The organism is Streptomyces sp. NPDC049585 (genome assembly GCF_040675615.1).
In the GTDB taxonomy this organism is placed as follows: Bacteria; Actinomycetota; Actinomycetes; order Streptomycetales; family Streptomycetaceae; genus Streptomyces; species Streptomyces luteosporeus.
Genome location: NZ_JBFAPE010000023.1, coordinates 79,031 through 95,375, shown reverse-complemented (window position 1 = coordinate 95,375; position 16,345 = coordinate 79,031). Strand labels below are relative to the sequence as shown.

General features: G+C 73.2%; 13 protein-coding genes. 3 read left to right on the top strand and 10 right to left on the bottom strand.

What is annotated here, in order from left to right; genetic code table 11:
• The first annotated feature begins 55 nt into the window (after positions 1–55).
• The 3 genes from AB0K17_RS22535 (at position 56) to AB0K17_RS22525 (ending at position 4,963) form a co-directional block, all read left to right on the top strand.
• Positions 56–808 carry a lysophospholipid acyltransferase family protein gene (locus tag AB0K17_RS22535; RefSeq protein ID WP_365968580.1) on the top strand — a complete coding sequence of 251 codons (753 nt, stop codon included), beginning with the start codon at positions 56–58 and terminating at the stop codon, positions 806–808.
• A gap of 220 nt (positions 809–1,028) precedes the next feature.
• The gene (locus AB0K17_RS22530) at positions 1,029–3,371 is read left to right on the top strand and encodes a GH92 family glycosyl hydrolase (protein WP_365984023.1); all 2,343 of its coding nucleotides are present in this window, start codon (positions 1,029–1,031) and stop codon (positions 3,369–3,371) included.
• A 149-nt stretch (positions 3,372–3,520) separates the two neighbouring features.
• Positions 3,521–4,963 (top strand): amino acid permease, encoded by a 1,443-nt coding sequence (locus AB0K17_RS22525; protein ID WP_365968578.1) that lies wholly within the window; start codon positions 3,521–3,523, stop codon positions 4,961–4,963.
• Between the two features lie 19 nt (positions 4,964–4,982).
• On the opposite strand, the gene AB0K17_RS22520 is transcribed toward AB0K17_RS22525, so the two are convergent.
• From AB0K17_RS22520 to AB0K17_RS22475, 10 genes are all read right to left on the bottom strand, one after another.
• Positions 4,983–5,846 carry a DNA-formamidopyrimidine glycosylase family protein gene (locus tag AB0K17_RS22520; RefSeq protein ID WP_365984021.1) on the bottom strand — a complete coding sequence of 288 codons (864 nt, stop codon included), beginning with the start codon at positions 5,844–5,846 and terminating at the stop codon, positions 4,983–4,985.
• Between the two features lie 36 nt (positions 5,847–5,882).
• Positions 5,883–7,025, bottom strand: a complete 1,143-nt coding sequence (locus tag AB0K17_RS22515) for an NAD(P)/FAD-dependent oxidoreductase (RefSeq protein ID WP_365984020.1) — start codon at positions 7,023–7,025, stop codon at positions 5,883–5,885.
• Between the two features lie 180 nt (positions 7,026–7,205).
• Positions 7,206–7,892 (bottom strand): (2Fe-2S)-binding protein, encoded by a 687-nt coding sequence (locus AB0K17_RS22510; RefSeq protein ID WP_365984019.1) that lies wholly within the window; start codon positions 7,890–7,892, stop codon positions 7,206–7,208.
• An 81-nt stretch (positions 7,893–7,973) separates the two neighbouring features.
• Positions 7,974–9,023 (bottom strand): methyltransferase, encoded by a 1,050-nt coding sequence (locus AB0K17_RS22505; protein ID WP_365984018.1) that lies wholly within the window; start codon positions 9,021–9,023, stop codon positions 7,974–7,976.
• Positions 9,024–9,094: 71 nt separating this feature from the next.
• Entirely contained in the window at positions 9,095–9,934 is an 840-nt protein-coding gene (locus AB0K17_RS22500) for an NAD(P)H-binding protein (RefSeq protein WP_365984017.1), read from the bottom strand.
• A 35-nt stretch (positions 9,935–9,969) separates the two neighbouring features.
• Positions 9,970–11,010 carry a histidinol-phosphate transaminase gene (locus AB0K17_RS22495; RefSeq protein WP_365984016.1) on the bottom strand — a complete coding sequence of 347 codons (1,041 nt, stop codon included), beginning with the start codon at positions 11,008–11,010 and terminating at the stop codon, positions 9,970–9,972.
• A 9-nt stretch (positions 11,011–11,019) separates the two neighbouring features.
• Positions 11,020–12,618 (bottom strand): FAD-binding oxidoreductase, encoded by a 1,599-nt coding sequence (locus AB0K17_RS22490; protein ID WP_365984015.1) that lies wholly within the window; start codon positions 12,616–12,618, stop codon positions 11,020–11,022.
• 32 nt (positions 12,619–12,650) lie between these two features.
• The gene (locus AB0K17_RS22485) at positions 12,651–14,423 is read right to left on the bottom strand and encodes a thiamine pyrophosphate-binding protein (protein WP_365984014.1); all 1,773 of its coding nucleotides are present in this window, start codon (positions 14,421–14,423) and stop codon (positions 12,651–12,653) included.
• Positions 14,410–15,126 (bottom strand): hypothetical protein, encoded by a 717-nt coding sequence (locus AB0K17_RS22480; RefSeq protein ID WP_365968569.1) that lies wholly within the window; start codon positions 15,124–15,126, stop codon positions 14,410–14,412. The genes AB0K17_RS22485 and AB0K17_RS22480 overlap by 14 nt, the downstream gene beginning before the upstream one ends.
• 92 nt (positions 15,127–15,218) lie before the next feature.
• Complete coding sequence (locus AB0K17_RS22475; protein WP_365984013.1) at positions 15,219–16,217, bottom strand: 3-oxoacyl-[acyl-carrier-protein] synthase III C-terminal domain-containing protein; 999 nt, start codon at positions 16,215–16,217, stop codon at positions 15,219–15,221.
• Positions 16,218–16,345 lie beyond the last annotated feature (128 nt).

Below are 16,345 nucleotides of genomic sequence, written 5' to 3'. Positions count from 1 at the left end.
CGTCCCTCGGCGCGGGGGCAGGTCGCTCGGGAAGCCCGGGGAAAGGGGCCATGACGTGTTCTATCACCTGTTCAAGACGCTCGTTCTGATACCACTGCTGCGGTGGGTGTTCCGGCCCAGGGTCGAGGGGCTGGAGCACCTGCCGGAGGAGGGCGCGGCCATCATCGCCGGCAACCACCTGTCCTTCTCGGACCATTTCATGATGCCGGTGATGGTCAGGCGCCGGATCACCTTCCTGGCGAAGCAGGAGTACTTCACCGGCAGCGGCCTCAAGGGCCGGCTGATCGCGGCGTTCTTCCGCGGGGTCGGCGGCATTCCCGTGGACCGCTCGGGCAAGGAGGCGGCCCAGGCGGCGGTGGACACCGCGCTCGGGGTGCTGGAGGGCGGCGGCCTGCTGGGCATCTACCCGGAGGGCACGCGCTCGCACGACGGGCGCCTGTACAAGGGCAAGGTGGGGGTCGCCGCCATGGCGCTGCAGGCCGGCGTCCCGGTCGTCCCCTGCGCGATGATCGGCACGTTCGAGGCGCAGCCGGCGGGGCGGCTGCTGCCGCGCCGGGTGCCCATCACCATCCGCTTCGGCCGGCCGCTGGACTTCTCCCGCTACGCCGGGCTGCAGGACGAGCGCGCGATCCTGCGGGCCGTCACCGACGAGATCATGTACGCCATCTGGAAGCTGTCGGAGCAGGAGTACGTGGACGTCTACGCCGCCGAGGCCAAGGCCCGGCTGCGGCCGGTCGGCGGCAGCCCGCGGCCCCTCGCCCCGGCGCCCGGCGCGCACGCCGGCCTCGGCGAGTCCGCGGCGGCCTGACGGGGACACGACGGCCTGACGGGGGCTCGGCAGTCTGACGAGGACACGGCGGTCTGACGAGGACACGGCGGGCGCCGCATATGGTCATTCCGCGGCGCCCCCGCGCATCCCGCCCGCTGACCGGAACACCACGCCCACCAACCGGCGCATCCTTGACTCCCCTTGCGGCCCCGGCCAGCCTCTGCGCTGTCACCGAAGTCGGCTGGAGGGTCGTGGTCGCATGAGACCGGCCGTTCGTCCACTGCCGCGCCGCGCCGGCGCGGCCGTGCTCGCCCTCGTCGCGGTCCTCGGCACCGCCGGCCTCGCGCCGCCCGCGGCCCGGCCGGCCGAGCCGCTCACCGGCCTCGTCAACCCCTTCATCGGCACACAGAACGAGGGGAACACCTTCCCCGGCGCCGCCGTGCCCTTCGGCATGGTGCAGCTGTCCCCGGACACCGGGCACGGCACCGGGTACGACTACCGGCACGAGCACATCCGCGGCTTCAGCACCGTGCACCTGTCCGGGGTGGGCTGCCGCATCGGCGGGGACCTGCCGGTGCTGCCCACCACGGGCGAGGTCACCAGCACCGACAACGCGCGCTACGCCGCGTCCTTCAGCCACCGCGACGAGAGCGCCCGCCCCGGCTACTACCGGGTCCGCCTGGGCTCCTACGGCGGCATCACCGCCGAGCTGACCGCGACCGCGCGCACCGGGCGGCAGCGCTACACCTTCCCCGCGACCGGCAAGGCCAACGTGCTCTTCAACGCCGGTCAGGCGTTGCACCGCACGGTCTCCAGCACGGTCGAGGTCGTCGACGAGCGCACCGTGCGCACCACCATCACCGGCCGCGGCTTCTGCCAGGACACCCGCCCGTACACCCTGTACACGCTCACCCGCTTCGACCGGCCCTTCGCCTCGTACGGCACGTGGAACGGCGACCGCATCAGCGCCGGCTCCCGCTCCTCGTCCTCGGCGGCGCGCAACGGCGCCTGGGTGCGCTTCGATGCCACCCGCGACCGCGACGTGGAGGCGACCACCGCCGTCAGCTACGTGGACGCGGCCGGCGCCGAGCGCAACCTGCGCGCCGAGCAGGACGGCTTCGACCGGACGGCCGCGGCGGCCCGGGCCGCGTGGGAACGGCGGCTGGGCGACGTACGGGTCGCCGGCGGGAGCACCACCTTGCGCCGCACCTTCTACTCCTCGCTGTACCGCTCGTTCCTCTCCCCCAACGTCGGCAGCGACGCCGACGGCCGGTACCGGGGCTGGGACCAGCGCGTCCACCGCGCCCGGGGCTTCACCTACTACCAGAACTGGTCGCTGTGGGACACCTACCGCACCCAGGCCCAGCTGCTGGCCCTCCTCGCGCCCCGCGAGGCGCGGGACATGGCCCTGTCGGTGCTGCGCGTGGACGCCGAGGGCGGCTGGCTGCCCAAGTGGGGGTACGGCACGGTCGAGACGAACATCATGACCGGTGACCCCGTCACCCCCTACCTCACCAACGCCTTCCACCACGGGCTGCTCACCGGCCACGAGGAGGAGGCGTACCGGGTGCTGAAGAAGAACGCCGACGGGGTGCCCCCGGCCGCCTCCCCGGCGGTCGGCCGGGAGGGCAACGGCAGGTACCTCCGCGACGGTTACGTGCCGTACCTGCCGCAGCGGCCCCGGGCCAAGCCGGGCGACTCCGACTTCCACCAGGGCGCCTCGGCCACGCTGGAGTACGCCCTGGCCGACGGCGCCCTGGCGACGATGGCCCGCGCGCTGGGGCACCGGGCCGACGCCGACCGCTACGCCGCCCGCTCGCGCGCCTACCGCCGGATCCACGACCCGGACACCGGCTTCTTCCGGCCGCGCGACGACCGCGGCGCCTTCACGGGGCCCGCCGACCCGGCCCGCAGCCCGGGCTTCCACGAGGGCACGGCCTGGCAGTACCAGTGGCTGGTGCCGCAGGACCCGCCCGGGCTGGTGCGCCTGATCGGCGGCCGGGACGCCACCGACCGGCGGCTGGACTCCTTCTTCGCCTACGACCGGTTGCTGGCCGACCCGGCCCGCACCGCGCGCGAGGTGTGGGTCCACGGCCCGTACGACTACTACAACGCCGACAAGTACAACCCGCAGAACGAGCCGGACCTCATCGCCCCCTACACCTACCTGTCCACCGGCCGGCCGTGGAAGACCACGGACGTGGTGCACGCGGCGCTGACGCTGTTCACCGACACCCCCGACGGCATGACCGGCAACGACGACCTGGGCACGATGTCGGCGTGGATGGTGCTGTCGTCGATCGGGGTGTACCCGGTGCAGCCGGGGGCGGACGTGTGGGGGCTGAGCACGCCGGTCTTCGACCGCGTGGAGCTGCGCCTGGACAAGCGCTGGTACCCCGGGGGCCGCATCGCGGTGAGCGCGCCGGGCACCTCGCGCACCGACCGGTACGTGCGCTCGGTGCGCCTGGACGGCAGGCCGTACGGCCGTACCTACCTCACCACGGCGGACCTGCGCCGCGGTGCCCGCCTGGACTTCGCGGTCGGCCCGCGGCCCTCGGCCTGGGGCACCGGCGGGCAGGACGGGCCGCCCGCCGTTCGCTGACACCCGCCATCGGCGGGTGCCCGGCATCCGTGCGGGGCGCGGCGTCTTCCGTCGCCGCGCCCGCTCGGCCATGATGGGGCCATCCACCGGCAAACCACCCGTAAACCACCCAAGGGCGAACTGCCCGCAGGCCCACGAGAGGACACGCCATGGCCGGGCTCGGGACGGGGCAGGGCGTCTGGCGCCGCAAACCGATCGAGACGATCGAGGAGGCGGAGGAGACCGAGGCGCACGGCGAACGGCTGACCCGCACCCTGGGGCTGTGGCAGCTCACCGCGATCGGCGTCGGCGGCATCATCGGCGCGGGCATCTTCAGCCTGGCGGGGACGATCGCCAACGGCACGGCGGGCCCGGCGGTGCTCGTGTCGTTCCTGATCGCCGGCATCGCCAGTGCCGCGGCGGCGTTCTCGTACGCGGAGTTCGCGGGTCTCATCCCGAGAGCGGGGTCGGCCTACACCTATGGCTACGCGGTGCTCGGCGAGCTGGGCGGCTGGTTCATCGGCTGGGACCTGCTGCTGGAGTACACCGCGATCGTGGCGGTGGTGGCCATCGGCATCTCCGGCTACATCAACTTCCTGCTCGGGGAGGTGGGCGCGGAGCTGCCGCGCTGGATGCTGGGCGCGCCGGGCACCGGGCCGGGGCACCGGGTCGATCTGTTCGCGGCGGTGCTGTGCCTGCTGATCGCCTATCTGCTGACCATGGGCATGAAGAACGCGGCCCGCTTCGAGACGATCGTGGTGGGCCTGAAGGTCCTGGTGGTGCTGCTGGTGATCGGCGTGGGCTTCTTCCACATCAACACCGCCAACTACTCCCCCTTCTTCCCCTTCGGCGTCAGCGGTGCGTTCACGGGCGCGGCCACGGTCTTCTTCGCGGTCTTCGGCTACGACGCGATGTCCACGGCCGCCGAGGAGTCGAAGGACGCGCAGCGGCACATGCCCAAGGCGATCATTCTCTCGCTGGCGATCTCGATGGTGCTGTACGTGCTGGCCTGCCTGGTGCTGACCGGCATGCAGAACTACAAGGACATCGACAAGGCGAGCGGCTTCTCCACGGCCTTCAAGTCGGTGGGCCTGCACGGCATCGCGGACGTCATCGCGGTCGGGGCCATCATCGGCATCCTCACGGTGATGTTCACCTTCATGCTGGGTGTGACCCGGGTGTGGTTCGCCATGTCCCGCGACGGGCTGCTGCCGAAGTGGTTCGCCCACACCCACCCCCGGCGCCACGTGCCCACGCGGGTGACGTGGATCGTGGGCGTGGCCTCCGCGGCGATCGCCGGGCTGGTGCCCATCGGCGAGGCAGCCGAGCTGACCAACATCGGCATCCTGCTCGCCTTCGCCGTGGTGTGCACCGCGGTGATCGTGCTGCGGTACCGGCGGCCGGACCTGCCGCGCTCCTTCCGCTGCCCCGGCGTGCCCGTCGTCCCCGGCATCGGAGTGGCCGCGTCGATCTGGCTGATCACCTACCTGGCATGGCAGACGTGGGTGCGCTTCGCGGTGTGGTTCGTGATCGGGCTGGCGGTCTACTTCGCCTACTCCTACCGCCACTCGGAGCTGGCGAAGGCCGACGAGCGCGGCATCCCGCGCGACTGAGAGCGCGACCGGGGCGCCCTCACTTCAGCAGGCGGGACAGCCGGCGGTCGGCCAGCGGCTTGCCGCCGGTCTGACAGGTGGGGCAGTACTGCAGCGAGGAGTCGCTGAAGGAGACCTCACGGACGATGTCCCCGCACACCGGGCAGGGCTCGCCGGTGCGGCCGTGCACCCGCAGGCCGCTCTTCTTCTCCGCCTTCAGCTCGCCGGCCGCCTGCCCCCGCGAGCGCTCGACGGCCTCGCCGAGCGTGGCGCGCAGCGCCTCGTACAGCTGCCGGATCTCCTCCTCGCTCAGGTTCGCGGCCGGCTTGAAGGGGGACATGCGGGCCGCGTGCAGGATCTCGTCGGAGTAGGCGTTGCCGATGCCGGCGACCACCTCCTGATCGCGCAGGACTCCCTTGACCTGCCGGCGCTCGCCGCGCAGCAGCCCGGCGAAGACCTGCTCGGTGAAGTCCTCGGTGAGCGGGTCCGGACCGAGGCGGGCGATGCCGGGCACGTCGTGGGGGTCGTGCACGCAGTAGGCGGCCAGCCGCCTCTGGGTACCGGCCTCGGTGGCGTCCAGGCCGGCGCCGCCGGCGAGGTACAGCCGCAGGGCCAGCGGCCCCCGGCCCGGGCGCGGCGGCGCGGCCGGCACCTGCTCGTGCCAGCGCAGCCACCCGGCACGGGCGAGGTGCAGCACGAGGTGGGGGCCGCCGTCGGTGGCGACGCCGAGGAACTTGCCGTACCGCTGCACGCCCGCGACGGTGCGCCCCTCCAGGGCGCCGAGCGGCGGATCGTACGTCTTGAGCACGCTCACCGCCACGGGCACCACGCGCTCGACCGTCCGGCCGGTGAGATGCTCGGCGAGGAACCCGGCGAGGGCTTCGACCTCCGGCAGCTCCGGCATGGCTCCAGTCTGCCGCAGTGGCGCCCGGCGGCAACTTCAGCCCACGCGGGCGTCCCAGTCGATGCGATAGCCGGTGAGCCAGTCGGCGCCGCCGTCGTCGCCGCGCTGCGGGGTGTTCTCGTCCGCGGCCCCGGCCAGCCGGGCGGCCAGGGCGGCGCTGAGGGCCACGACGCGCTCGGCGCGCCCGCGGCGCAGCCGCTCGTACGCCGCGAAGGCGCGCGGAATGCCGGGCAGGTCGCGCAGGCACTGGGCGAGGACGACGCCGTCCTCGATGGCCAGGGAGGCGCCCTGGGCGGCGTTGGGGGCGGTGGCATGGGCGGCGTCGCCGACCAGCACGGTGTGCCGGTCGTGCCAGACCGGGGTGCGCTGCAGGTCGTGGGCGCTGGTGCCGACGATGTCGTCGCCGGTGGCGGCGGCCATGGCAGCGGCGGGCGTGCCGTCGCCCGCGAATGCCTGCGCCACCAGGCGCCGCCAGTGGGCCGGGCCGGCGCCGGGCCCGGGGGCGCCGGGGACGTTGGCGAACCAGTACGTGGTGCCGTCGGGCGCGGTGGTGCAGCCGAAGAACCCGCGCGTGCCGTACATCATCCGGTACGTCGCCGGCGGCACCGCGTGCGCCGGGTCGCGCAGGCGGCCGCAGACGGTCGTCTGACCGGTGGGGCGCGGCGCGGGGGCCGCGGGGTCGAGGAGGGTGCGGGTGCGCGAGTGGATGCCGTCGGCGCCGACGAGCACGTCGCCCTCGGCGCGCGTGCCGTCGGCGAAGAGGGCGGTGACGGTGCCACCCGGCCCGGTGCGCCGGTCCACCAGCCGCTTGCCGTGGTGGACGGGGATACCGCGCCGGGCGGCCTCCTCGCGCAGGACGCGGTGCAGGACGGAGCGGGACAGCGTACGCGGCGCCGCCCCGCCGTTCGCCCCCGCGAGCGGGCGGCTGCCGAGCGCGGCACCGTCGGCGCCGAGGAACTCGGCGGTGCGGGCGGGGAAGGAGTGCTCGCGCACGACCGCGTCCGCGTCGATGGCGGCCAGGGCCGCGAGACCGTTGGCGAACAGCACGAGGAAGGCCCCGACGTCGTCGGCGCCGGCGGGGTACGCCTCGTGGACGGCCGCCTCGATGCCGGCCCGCTGCAGGGCCATGGCGGTGACGGGTCCCGCGATGCCGCCACCGATGATCAGTGCCCGGGCCATGGCGCATCCCCCCGAACTGTCGCCTTCCGTCCGCACATCCGTCCATGCGGTGCGTTCATGAACGTAAGCAGACGCCGGCCGCCCCGTCCAGGCCGCTCACAGCCGCAGGGCGCGGGGCCCGGGGCCCGTGCTCGGCCCGTCCCTCGGGCCGGGCAGGCGAACGGTGTTCGACGGTGAGGGTCAGCGACCGCGCCTGCGCAGCACGCAGTCGCCGCACAGGCCGCCGCCGGGGGAGCGGTAGTACAGGCAGCAGGTGGTGCGGGCGAAGGCCGGGGTGCCGCCGGGCAGGTGCAGGGTTCCGGTGGTGCGCAGCAGGGGGTCGGCCAGGAGGGTGCGGGTCAGGGCGACGGCGCGCCCGGCGTCGGCCGGGCGGCCCTGGCGCAGGCACCAGGGGTGCAGGACGCGCAGGGCGCCGGCGAGGGCGGATCCGGCGTTGCCCCACAGCAGCCGTGCCGAGACCCCGGTCAGGGAGCGGGTGGCGGTGTGCAGGGGCAGGAGCACCTCGTGCAGGACGGCCGCGGCGTCGCGCGCCGGGGGCGGCGGGGCCGGTGCGGCCCACCACAGGTCGTCGGGGGCGCCGAGGCAGGGGTGCCAGCGCAGGGCGCCGGTGGCGAGGTCGGGTGCCTGCCCGGTCAGGACGACCGAGCCGAGGGTGAGGGACAGCAGGCGCCCGGCGATGCCCTGGAAGGCGAGGGATGCCGCGACCCGCTCCTCGCGGGTGCCCAGCCGGTCGCTGACGACGGCGATGCGCCGCCGCAGCGCCTCGGGGCCGGGCGGAAGGTAGGCCGCCGCGTCGTCCGCGGGCGGTGCCTGGCCGGTGGGCAGCGCGAAGAAGGGGCCCACATCCGCGAGTTCGCTCAGGGACATGGGCTTGCGTCTTCCTTCGCTCGCGGGCCGGCCGCCCCAATGTACCCGCGCGCCCCACCCGTGGGGCGCGCGGGTGGTGTCTCAGGCCTTGCGGGCGAGCAGGGCGCCGTTGGCCAGCGGGGCGTCCATGACGAAGCCCGCCCGCCGGATGTCGGTGAAGCCTGCCGCGGTGAGCATCGCGGTGTACTCGGCGCGGCTGCGGTTGGCGCCGTCGGCCGTCTCCACCAGCATGTTCAGGCCGGCGACGGCGCCGGCCACCGGGCCGGTCCCCTCGTCGTCCAAGAACGCCTCGCCCACGATGACGGTGCCGCCGCTGCCGAGCGCAGCGTGGCACTTGCCCAGCAGCGTCGCGCAGCGGTCGGCGTCCCAGTCGTGCAGGACGTTGGTCAGCAGGATGGCGTCGTAGCCGCGGGGCAGGTCCTCGGCGAAGAAGTCGCCGCCGATCGTGTCGACACGGTCGGCCACCGAGGTCTGCGCCAGGTGCTTGTCGGCCATGCCGACGACGAACGGCAGGTCGAAGACCGTGGCGCTCAGGTGCGGGTAATGCCGGCACAGCTCGCCGCAGAACGAACCCAGGCCGCCGCCGACGTCCAGCAGCTTGCGGTAGGGGTGGAAGTCCAGGGACAGGGCCATGGCGCGGGCGGTGAAGACCGCGCCGGCGTGCAGGGCCTTGGGGAACAGGTCGGCCATCTGCTCGTCCGCCGGATCGAACAGCGTCTCGGCGGTGTCCGGGTCCCAGGTGACGGGCCGGTTGCCGCGCACGGCGTCGGCCAGTTTGCCCCAGGCGTCGTACTCGCGCCGGTCGGTGAAGGTCACCAGGTCGCCGAAGAAGTAGCGCTTGCCGCGGACCAGGAACTCCTCCGCCAGCTCGGAGTTCACATACCGTCCCGCGCGCTTGTCCAGCAGCCCGAGCGAGGCGCAGGCGGTCAGCAGCAGGCGCGCGGGGCGCTCCTGCAGGCCCTCGCGGCCGGCCAGCTCGGCGGGTGTGATGCCGTCGGTGCCGCTCACGTGCGTGAACAGATCGAATTCCAGGGCCACCGCGAGGACTTTCGCGACACGGAAGCCGTCGGCGATCGCCATCAGCGGCGCGGGGGTCAGCGGCCGGACGCCGGTGTACGAGGTGCTGTTCATACGACTCCTCGAGCGGCCGGCACCCTCGGGTGCCGGCCGCCTGCAGTGGGACGACGGATGGGTGCGGACGGTCAGTTCGCCGGGGGCGTCCATGCGCCCGCGGCGGCGGCCGCGCGCACGTACGCGTCGAAGCTGCGCGGTTCACGGCCCAGTGCGTCGCGCACCCCGGTGCTCAGGTGCGCGTCGTAGCCGTTGCGGATCGCGGTCTGCAGGCCGAGCAGGATGCCGGCGTGCTCCGCCGGCACCCCGGCCTCGGTGGCGCTCTTGAGGAACGCCTCGTCGTCGAGGTCGACGAAGTGGATCTCGCGGCCGGTGGTCGCCCCGATGCGCGCGGCGGCCTCGCCGAAGGTCAGCGCCTCGGGCCCGGACAGCTCGTAGGTGCGCCCGTGGTGGCCCTCGCCGGTGAGCGCGGCCACGGCCACGTCCGCGATGTCGTCGGCGTCCACGAAGGGCTCCTTGCCCTCACCGGTCGGCGCGGCGAGGACGCCTTCGAGGATCTGCGGCAGGAAGACCGCCTCGCTGAAGTTCTGGGCGAACCAGGTGGGCCGCACGATCGTCCACGTCAGCCCCGACTCGCGCACCGAGCGCTCGGGGATCAGCAGCTTCTCGTCGCCCGCCGCGTCGATGCCGCGCGCGGAGAGCAGCACCAGACGCCGCACGCCGGCCGCGACGGCCCGCTCGACGAAGCGCGGGACGAGCTGCTGCGCCTGGCTCGGCAGCGTCGGCTGCACCAGGTAGACGCCGTGCACGCCCTGAAGGGCCGGCGCCCACGTCGACTCGTCCTGCCAGTCGAAGCGGGTCTCGGAGCTGCGGGAGGCGGCCCGCACCTGCCGGCCCCCCTCGCGCAGGGCGGCGGCCACCCGGCGGCCCGTCTTGCCGGTGGCGCCCACTACCAGAAACGTCTCACTCATCGGTGTCCTTTCCTTGGAAAGTCCCACAGGAGTTCCTACGGGGTGTGTCCGGCCGGTACGGCCGGGGCGAGCGCCCCGGCCGTGCTCAGGACGAGGTCGTCGGCCTCGCGCGAACCGACGGTCAGCCGCATCCCCTCGCCGGGGTAGAAGCGCACCAGCACCCCGGCCGCGGCGAGCGCCGCGGCCAGCGCCTCGGTGCGCGGCCCCGCGTCCAGCCACAGGAAGTTGCCGTGGCTCGCCGGGCCGGTGAGGCCCAGGCGGCCAAGGCCGGTCCGCAGCCGCTCGCGTTCGGCCACGACGGCCTCCACGCGCTCGGCCAGCTGCTTGCCGGCCCGCAGCGAGGCGGCGACCGCCACCTGGGCGAGGGGGCTGATGCCGAACGGCAGGGACGCCGCCCGCAGGCGCCCGGCCTGCCCGGGGGCGGCCACGCAGTAGCCCACCCGCAGTGCGGCCAGACCGTACGCCTTGGAGAAGGTGCGCAGCACCACCACGTTGGGGTGGTCCGCGAGCAGGCGCAGTCCGTCGGGCGTGCGCGGGTCGCGGGCGAACTCGTGGTACGCCTCGTCCAGCACGAGGGTGATGCGCCGGGGCAGGGCGGCCAGGAAGGCCTCCAGCTCCGCCCGGCCGACCAGGGTGCCGGTCGGGTTGTGCGGGTTGCACAGCACGACGACCCTGGTGCGTTCGGTGACGGCGGCGAGCATGCCGGGCAGGTCCTGCTCGCCCGCGGCCGTCAGCGGCACCTCGACGGGCACGGCGCCGGCCATCCTCGTGATCAGCGGGTAGGCGTCGAAGGACCGCCAGCCGTAGACCACCTCGTCGCCCGGCGCGGTGCACAGGTCGATCAGCTGGCGGGCGATGCCCACCGAGCCGCTGCCGACCGCCACGTGCTCGCGGTCGGTGCCCAGCCAGTCGGCGATCATGCCGGTGAGGGTGTCCGGGGTGAACTCGGGATAGCGGTTGACCGCCGTCAGCTCCGCCGCCAGGGCTGCGGCCACCTCGGGCAGCGGCGGGAAGGGGTTCTCGTTGAGGTGCAGCCTCAGCCAGTGTTCCTCGCGAGGACGTAAGTCACCGGTCATGCGCGTGCCTCACTTCACCGGAAGCGACTGGGCGTGGTGGAAGACGTTGTGCGGGTCGAAGGCGCGCTTGGCCTCGACCAGGGCCTCGTAGTTGTCCCCGTAGTACAGCCGGTGGGCGAGGGTCCCGGAGGTGTTGTACGCCGGGTCGTCCAGGTCGGTGTCCGGGTAGTTGACGTAGGCGCCGTCGGTGATGCCGTTGGACAGCGGCACCCCGCCGGTCTCCTTGTAGACGTCCGCGTAGAAGTCGCGCAGCCACTTCAGGTGGACCGCCTCGCCGGCCTCGTCGACCCAGGTGGTCACGTAGTGCATCTCCATCACCGAGTTGCGGTGCGCGAAGGCGGTGGCGTCGCGGCGCACGGTGTTGGTCCGGCCGCCGAAGGAGATCATCAGCAGCCGGGCGGCGGGGTTGGCGTAGTCCACCTCGGCGAAGTGCCGGTACATCGCCTCGATCTGGTCGTCGGGCAGGCAGCCGTGCTGGTAGGCCGACTTGGCCTTGAAGCGGAAGGTGGGCGTGTTGGGGCCGGTCAGGCCCGGCCAGGCGGTGGCGTGCAGCCAGGGCAGGCGCAACCGGTCCACCTTGGGCGTGACGGACACGTTCGCGCCCACGGCCGCGAAGAAGTCCGCCAGCAGCCGCTCGGCGTCCGGCTGCGTCGCGTCGAACTGCGCGATCATCGAGATCGCGCCGCCGGCCGCCCGCGGGGTAGGCATGAACTGGCTGTAGAGGCTGGCGTACGGCGAGTCGGCCGCGGCGTGCCGCTCGAAGAAGGAGCTGTAGTTGCGCACGAGGTGGCCGAAGTCCTCGCGGGTGACCTTCTCCCACGGCCAGGACAGGGTGCTGACGAAGACCTCGGCCGGCGGCCGGGGCAGCAGCCGGGTGGGGTCGGAGCCCTTGGCGGCCGGGTCGCGGAACCAGTACCGGGTCACCACGCCGAAGTTGCCACCGCCCCCGCCGGTGTGCGCCCACCACAGGGCGCCCCGGGAGCGGCCCCGCTCGAAGTCCTCGCGCGTGGCGGTGATCGTGCGCACCTCGCCCGCCTGGTCGACGGTGACGACCTCCACGGCGTGCAGGTAGTCGACGGTCACCCCGTGCAGACGGGAGAGCGGGCCGTGCCCGCCGCCGGCGACGTGCCCGCCGATGCCCACCGAGGGGCAGGCGCCACCGGGCAGGGTGACACCCCACGTCTTGTACAGCGCCTTGTAGACCTCGCCCAGCGTCGCGCCGGGCTCGATCGCGAAGGCGCGGTGCGCCGCGTCGTAGGACACGGCGTTCATGGCCGACAGGTCGATGAGGATCCTCGTGTCGGTGTTGAAGCCCTCGTAGCAGTGGCCGCCGCTGCGGGCGGCCACCTTCTTGCCGGCCGCGAACGCCTCGCGTACGACGTCCTCCACCTGGCGCCGGGTGTGCACCACGCGCACCGACTCCGGGCTGAAGACCCAGCGCTGGTTGTAGCCGCGGATCAGGTCGGCGTACCGCGCGTCGCCGGGCGTGACGGTGACCGCCCCGGCCCGCACGGCGTCGTCCCCGGCCGCGGCGGGCGGCGCCCCCGCGACGACCGGGGCGCCGGCGGCGTCCTCCTCGACGAGGGCACGGCGGGTGTCCTGTTCCATGAGCTGTTCTCCCCCTGTTTTGATGGTGCAGATCAGCCGGTCAGCACCCGGCTGTCCACCCGGCGGCGGGCGACGTACGTCGGCTCGTCCGCGGGCAGGAACGCGGTGAACGGCGGCACTTCCTCGACGGGCAGCCGCAGTTCGAGAACGCCCGGCAGGTGCGCGTGGTGGTCGTGGTAGTCGGCGAGCAGCCCCCGCAGCTCGTCGGCCGTACCGGCCGAGCCGACCCACAACCGGTCCGGACCCCCCAGTCCGTACGCCACCGTGGCCACGTCCAGCGCCGGGTACTCCACGCACTCCAGGCGGGAGTCGAAGAACGTCTGCTGGCGGGTGACGCACATGCCGTGCATGTTGTTGTTGAAGACGACGTAGAGCACCGGCAGCCGCTCGGCCACCGCCGTGTGCACCTCGAAGCCGTTCATCAGGAACGCCCCGTCGCCGCACAGCACCACCGTGCGCGTACCGTCGGCCGAGCCGAGCTGGGCGCCGATCGCGGCCGCGATGCTGTAGCCCATGCCGCCCATGCCGAGGGCGATGGTCGACGAGGCGGCCTCGGGCACGTGCGAGAGGTGGATGGCGGCGGAGGCGCAGTTGCCGGCGTCGAGCACGATGTGGCCGCCGCGCGGCAGGTACTCCTCCAACTGCCCGATGGCCTCGCTCTGGCGCAGTGTGTCCCCCGCGGTGCGCACCTCCTGCTCCCGGTGCTCGCGGGCGGTGGGCGGTGCCGGGCGCGGCCGGTAGCGGCGCAGCTCGTAGCCCTCGGGCGCGGGCGCGGTGAACGGCTCGGCCTCCAGCAGGGCCAGCAGGGCCGCGAAGGCGGCTCCGGCGTCCGCCTCGACGACGATGCCCGGGGCCGTGGCCCGTACCGCCTCGCCGGGGTCGATGTTGACCACGGCGAGGCGGGCGGAGGCGAGGTCCAGCGGGCCGCGCGTCATCACGCCCAGGCCCGTACCGACCGCCACGACGAGGTCGGACTCCTTGAGGTACGCGTGCGCCGAGGGGTGCCCGGTGACGCCGGCGACACCCAGGAACAGCGGGTCGTCGTTGGGGAACTCCCCGCGGGCACCCATGGTGGCGACCACCGGGACGCCCGCGCGCCGGGCGAAGGCGGTCACCTCGCCGGCGGCGCCGCTGCGACGCACGCCGTGCCCGACGAGCAGGGCCGGGCGGCGGGCCGTGCGCAGCGCCTCGAACAGCGGGCGCACGACCTCGCGGGCGACGGGTGGGGGCGCCGCCAGCCGCTCCAGGTCCACCGGCCAGTCCGCCGGCCGGGGGCCGACGGACAGGTCGTAAACGTCGCGGGGCAGCAGCAGCGCGACCGGGCCGGGGCGGCCGGTGAGGGCCGTGACCACGGCCGCGTGCAGCTCGGGCCAGAAGTCGGCCGGGTCCTCGATCTTGGCCACCCGCTTGGTGGTCGCCCGCAGCAGCCCGAGCGCGTCGACCGTGCGGCCGATGCCGGAGGAGTCCTGGAAGGCCCCGCGGCCCTCCAGCTCGCGCGGCGGCTGCCCGATCAGGGCGAGGACCGGCACCGACTCCGCGTACGACTCGGCGAGCCCGGTGAGCAGGTTGACCATGCCGCCGCCGGAGGTGGCGCAGCACACGCCGAGCGTGCGGTGGACGCGGGCCCGGCCGTCGGCCATGAACGCGGCGCCGTCCTCGCGCCGCGCCATGACCGACCGCAGGCGATCGCCGCCGAGGCGGTGGATCGCGTCGTGCAGGTGCTCGATGTTGGCCCCGCTGACCCCGAAGACGTACCCGAGGTCCCAGTCGCGCAGGGTGGTGACCAGGGCGTCAGCCAGTCGCATCGGACGGTCCTGTCACCAGGGGGGTGGCGGGGGCGAACGGCCCGACGGCGCCGGTGGCGAAGCGGTGCTCCAGGATGCGCTTGAGGTTGGCCATCTCCACCTTGTGGATGGCGTCGAACTGGGGCCAGATGTCCCCGACCCAGTAGCGGTCGGTGCGGGCCCGGCCGGCGGTGATGTACTCGGGCACGTCGGTGACCTCGCGGTCGTAGTACGGGTGCCGGCAGTTGGTCCACAGCACCACGGTGCCCGGGCGGCGCAGGGTGCGGGTGGCGTCGATGACGGTGAAGTAGTAGCGCATCCACAGCTCGTGGCCCTGGTCCCAGGCACAGGGCCACAGGACCGTGCCGTGCTCGGGGCCCTTCATGGTGTCCACCCGGATGAAGATCTCGGTGTCCGGCTGGATGGCCTCCTGGCCCCGGTACAGCCCGCCGCCCACGTGCTGCAGGTCGCGCATGCTGTACGACCATTCCTCCAGGGAATGGATGTCGGCGAGGTAGTCGAACACCACGTCGTAGGGGACATTGATGTGCTCGCCGAGCGAGGAAAAGGAGCCGAATATCTCCTCGTGCGAATACGTCTCCTTGGTCATTCCGACCATGAGCTTGTAGATCTCGTCCGCGTCGGTGTTCTCGCAGCGAATGAGGTCGAGCCCGGCGAGGTCGGAACGGTCCGGCCCGCCGGCAAAATTCTGTCCAGGCGCCATGACGCCTCCTCCAGTGCAGTCAGGGATGGTTGCTCGAATTCAAGCAGAGGGATTGCCCGGGGATTTACCCGGAAATTGGGTGGCAGGCCGCCTCACGCGCGGGCGGCGGACCAGCGCAGCGTCATCGCGCTGACCATGTCCCCACCGTTGGAGAAGGTGCCGAGGGCCAGGACGTCGCCGGGTTTGACCAGGGAGTTGTCCAGGGCGTCGGCCAGGGTCACCGGGATCGAGCCGGCGAACAGGTTGCCGTACTTGGCGAGCGTGTCGTGGGCGCGCGGCGGTTCGATGCCGCAGCGCCGGCGCCATTCGGCGAGGTACTCCTCATTGGGCTGATGGGTGATCAGCATCGAGACGTCCTCGGCGGCGAGGCCGGCTTTTTCGAGACTGATCGCGACGGCCTGGGGCACCAGGCTCATGGCGTTCTGGCGCAGCGCCTCGATGCGCTCGCGCGTGAAGTTGACCGTGATCGGTCCGCAGCCGCGCTCCCAGTAATCCCGGAACACCCCGTCCACCAGGTCGGGCTCGAAGCGCAGCAGTCCGTAGTTCTCCCCGTGGGACCGTTCGTACGCGGAGAGAATGGTGCGCTCACCCGGTGCGAGCAGGGTGGCGGTGGCGCCGTCGCCGAGCACCCGTGAACGCGGTGACTTCTGGAACTCCGGAAGCCGGGAGACGAAGTTGGTGACCGTGAGCACCACGACGTTGCGGTACTGCCCGGACTCGATGAAGGCGCTGGCCGTGCGCAGCCCGGACAGCCACGAGCAGCAGCTGGTGTCCACCTGCATGATCGCGGCGTTGGCGGCGCCCACGCGGGCCTGCACGGCGGGGCCGATTCCCGGCCAGAAGGTGTCGTTGAAAACGCAGTTGTACAAAATGAGGTCGATGTCGGCGGCGTCGGTCCCGGTGCGGCCGAGGAGCTTCTCGACGGCCCTGGCCCCGAGCTCCGCCGAGGTGTAGTCGGGCGACGCGAACCGCCGCTCCGCCACCCCGCGAAAGAACGGATCGTTCCCGAGCTCGTCGCCGTCGGCCTGCGAGCCGTTGGCGACCACCCGCTCGGGAAGGAAGTTGACTACATCAATGATCTGGGCAGACATCGCCCGGTCGTTGCGCACCCGCTCGGTTCCCCCCTTGTGGCACTTCAGCTGTCGCGGACGGATGTATTCCGTATCACCCGGACCGCAACGCATTCGAGTATGGGGACGCCGTGGCCGCCCGGCCACGA

Bases quoted from the DNA above. Each gene is read 5' to 3' on its own strand.
- AB0K17_RS22530 (WP_365984023.1), top strand. From the start codon at position 1,029: ATGAGACCGGCCGTTCGTCCACTGCCGCGCCGCGCCGGCGCGGCCGTG.
- AB0K17_RS22525 (WP_365968578.1), top strand. From the start codon at position 3,521: ATGGCCGGGCTCGGGACGGGGCAGGGCGTCTGGCGCCGCAAACCGATC.
- AB0K17_RS22520 (WP_365984021.1), bottom strand. From the start codon at position 5,846: ATGCCGGAGCTGCCGGAGGTCGAAGCCCTCGCCGGGTTCCTCGCCGAG.
- AB0K17_RS22515 (WP_365984020.1), bottom strand. From the start codon at position 7,025: ATGGCCCGGGCACTGATCATCGGTGGCGGCATCGCGGGACCCGTCACC.
- AB0K17_RS22510 (WP_365984019.1), bottom strand. From the start codon at position 7,892: ATGTCCCTGAGCGAACTCGCGGATGTGGGCCCCTTCTTCGCGCTGCCC.
- AB0K17_RS22505 (WP_365984018.1), bottom strand. From the start codon at position 9,023: ATGAACAGCACCTCGTACACCGGCGTCCGGCCGCTGACCCCCGCGCCG.
- AB0K17_RS22500 (WP_365984017.1), bottom strand. From the start codon at position 9,934: ATGAGTGAGACGTTTCTGGTAGTGGGCGCCACCGGCAAGACGGGCCGC.
- AB0K17_RS22495 (WP_365984016.1), bottom strand. From the start codon at position 11,010: ATGACCGGTGACTTACGTCCTCGCGAGGAACACTGGCTGAGGCTGCAC.
- AB0K17_RS22490 (WP_365984015.1), bottom strand. From the start codon at position 12,618: ATGGAACAGGACACCCGCCGTGCCCTCGTCGAGGAGGACGCCGCCGGC.
- AB0K17_RS22485 (WP_365984014.1), bottom strand. From the start codon at position 14,423: ATGCGACTGGCTGACGCCCTGGTCACCACCCTGCGCGACTGGGACCTC.
- AB0K17_RS22480 (WP_365968569.1), bottom strand. From the start codon at position 15,126: ATGGCGCCTGGACAGAATTTTGCCGGCGGGCCGGACCGTTCCGACCTC.
- AB0K17_RS22475 (WP_365984013.1), bottom strand. From the start codon at position 16,217: ATGTCTGCCCAGATCATTGATGTAGTCAACTTCCTTCCCGAGCGGGTG.